The sequence below is a fragment of the Actinomadura fibrosa genome, assembly GCF_900659615.1.
Lineage (GTDB): Bacteria > Actinomycetota > Actinomycetes > Streptosporangiales > Streptosporangiaceae > Spirillospora > Spirillospora fibrosa.
On the sequence record NZ_CAACUY010000477.1, the window covers coordinates 1 to 3,061 of the forward strand.

General features: G+C 71.6%; 3 protein-coding genes. All 3 read right to left on the reverse strand.

The genetic code is table 11. The features are described 5' to 3' along the window. Window positions 1–147: 147 nt before the first annotated feature. Window positions 148–1,800: a DNA repair helicase XPB gene (locus E1300_RS48790; protein ID WP_131764051.1), complete on the reverse strand. Its 1,653-nt coding sequence runs from the start codon at window positions 1,798–1,800 to the stop codon at window positions 148–150. A gap of 169 nt (window positions 1,801–1,969) precedes the next feature. Continuing rightward, complete coding sequence (locus E1300_RS48795) at window positions 1,970–2,410, reverse strand: DUF4190 domain-containing protein (protein ID WP_131764052.1); 441 nt, start codon at window positions 2,408–2,410, stop codon at window positions 1,970–1,972. Window positions 2,411–2,549: 139 nt separating this feature from the next. Next, window positions 2,550–3,061 (reverse strand): WYL domain-containing protein (locus tag E1300_RS48800; RefSeq protein WP_370786297.1); only part of this gene is annotated, 512 nt, incomplete at its 5' end.

Here is a 3,061-nt window from a genome sequence, read left to right on the forward strand (position 1 = left end):
TCAGCGCCGATGGTACTGCACGGGAGACTGTGTGGGAGAGTAGGACACCGCCGGACTCATATTGCAGGAAGGCCCCGCCGTCACGGCGGGGCCTTTCTCCTTTTCAGGACCATTCCGGTCGGACGAGGTCGGACGACGGGCAGAGGCTCAGATCTCCTCGCCGGCCAGTACCTTGTCCGCGTCCACGATCCGGTAGGCGTAGCCCTGCTCGGCCAGGAACCGCTGCCGGTGGGCGGCGTAGTCCTGGTCCAGGGTGTCGCGTGCGACGACCGCGTAGAAGCGGGCGCCCTGGCCGGAGGCCTTGGGACGGAGGAGGCGGCCGAGGCGCTGGGCCTCTTCCTGGCGGGAGCCGTAGGCGCCCGAGACCTGGACGGCGACGCTCGCTTCGGGCAGGTCGATGGAGAAGTTCGCGACCTTGGAGACGACGAGGACGTCGATCTCGCCGGAGCGGAAGGCGTCGAAGAGGCGTTCGCGTTCGCGGACGCGGGTCTCGCCCTTGATGACGGGGGCGTCGAGGATGTCGCCGAGCTCGTCCAGCTGGTCGATGTACTGGCCGATGACGAGGGTCTGCTCGCCGCGGTGCCGTTCGACCAGGGCCTGGATCAGCCTGGTCTTGGTGTCGGTGGTGGCGCAGAAGCGGTACCGCTCGTCCGGTTCGGCGGTGGCGTAGGCGAGGCGTTCGGAGTCGGTGAGGGTGACGCGGACCTCGACGCAGTCGGCGGGGGCGATCCAGCCCTGCGACTCCATGTCCTTCCAGGGCGCGTCGTAGCGCTTGGGGCCGATGAGGGAGAAGACGTCGCCCTCGCGGCCGTCCTCGCGGACGAGGGTGGCGGTGAGGCCGAGGCGGCGGCGGGCCTGGAGGTCGGCGGTCATCCGGAAGATGGGCGCGGGGAGGAGGTGCACCTCGTCGTAGACGACGAGGCCCCAGTCGCGGGCGTCGAAGAGTTCGAGGTGCGTGTAGGCGCCCTTCCGGCGGGTCGTCATGATCTGGTAGGTGGCGATGGTGACCGGCCGGATCTCCTTCTTGGTGCCGGTGTACTCGCCGATCTCGTCCTCGGTGAGGGACGTGCGCCGGATGAGCTCCTGCTTCCACTGGTGCGCGGAGACGGTGTTGGTGACGAGGATGAGCGTGGTCGCGCCGGCGCGGGCCATGGCGGCGGCGCCGACGATGGTCTTGCCGGCGCCGCAGGGCAGGACGACGACGCCGGAGCCGCCGTGCCAGAACGCCTCGGCGGCGTCCTGCTGGTAGGAGCGGAGGGCCCAGCCGTCCTCGACGAGGGAGATCGGGTGGGCTTCGCCGTCGACGTAGCCGGCGAGGTCCTCGGCGGGCCAGCCGAGCTTGAGCAGGGCCTGCTTGAGGGCGCCGCGCTCGCTCGGGTGGACGAGGACGGCGTCCTCGCCGACGCGCTCGCCGATCATCCCCTTGATCTTCTTGGCGCGGAGGACCTCCTCCAGGACCGCCCGGTCGGAGGACGACAGGACGAGGCCGTGGACGGGGTGCTTCTCCAGGCGGAGCCGCCCGTACCGCGCCATCGTGTCGGCCACGTCGACCAGGAGGGCGTGCGGGACGGGGTAGCGGGAGTACTTCAGGAGGGTGTCGACGACCTGCTCGGCGTCGTGGCCCGCGGCGCGCGCGTTCCAGAGGGCGAGCGGGGTGACGCGGTAGGTGTGGACGTGCTCGGGTGCCCGTTCGAGTTCGGCGAACGGGGCGATCTCCTTGCGGCAGGCGCCGGCCAGCTCATGGTCGACCTCCAGCAGCAGGGTCTTGTCGGACTGGACGATGAGCGGACCGTCGGTCACGTGTTGGAGCCCCCGTCGTGGTTCGGTGATTCGATGTCTCGCCCGGACGCCGGGCGCCCGCTGCTGCACGCTACCCGAGGGGGTGCGGCGCGGGGGCCTTCTGGGCGGACGCAGGGTTCAACGACGCCGTCCGCCCAAGTCTTCCCAAGGCTCCAGGGCGAAGGGGCCGTCAGACGCCGGACGTGGTGCCGTAGTCGGGTTCGCTGTTGGCGATGACGACGATGTAGATGATCAGGAAGACGATGCCGAGGACGACGGACGCGGCGAAGAGGCACCAGCTCCAGATCGTCAGTTTCCGCGCGGAGCGGGGGTCGGTCTGGACGCGGCCCATGGCGATCGCGGCGGTGATGACGCCGGGGATGGCGAGGATGTTGCAGCACAGGACGATGCCGACGATGTTGCAGACGAGGGCGGCGATGGTGGAGCCGTTGCTGGACGGGGCGTGGGGCACGCCGGGCGGGCCGTACCCGTATCCGTAGCCGTACCCGGGGGGCGGCATGCCGTAGGGGTCGCCGCCGGGGCGGCCGTACGCGCCGTTCGGGTCCCAGCCTTGCGATGCGCCGTAGGGATCGTCCCAACCCGACGGCGGACGCCCTCCGTACCCGCTCACTGGTGGCCTCCTCACGCAGTCGGCGCCGGACAGGTCCGTCCACGCCGGGATGAAGGCACGCTACCGGTCCTGTACGTCACCCAGTTGGACAGCCCGGGCGGGTCCGCGGTTCCACGCGGCCGACTGTGGCCCTGAGCGGTCAGGACGGGGACGCGGTCGTCTCGCCGGGGTCGTCGTCCAGTGCGGATACTCCGGTGATGCGGTGGAGGGCGAAGCGGTGGACGGCGGCCCGGGTGGCGTCGTAGCCGGTGAGGAAGCCGCCCTCGACGCGGACGGGTTCCACGATGCGGCTGGACGCCTGGCCCTGCTGGTCGAGGTAGCCGATCCAGACGCGGCCGCCGCGTTCGACGGCGCCGCGGAGCAGTTCGATCGTGGCCATCGCGGGGGAGCGCGGCGGTTCTCCGGCGGGGGCGTCGGCGCGGAGCCTGGCCTGTTCGGCGCCGAGCCGGGACGCCTCGTCGCCGGCGCGGAGGGCGCGGACGGCGGCGGAGATCATCGAGGTGTCGGTCGTGTCGTCCGGGCGGAGCCGGACGATCTCGGCGGTGGGGGGCGGGTCGGCGCGCTGGGCGTCCGGGCGGGTGATGATGACGCCGCCGCCGGGCGACTCGGCGACGGGGGCGAGGCCCATGGCGCGGAGCCCGTCGAGCAGTT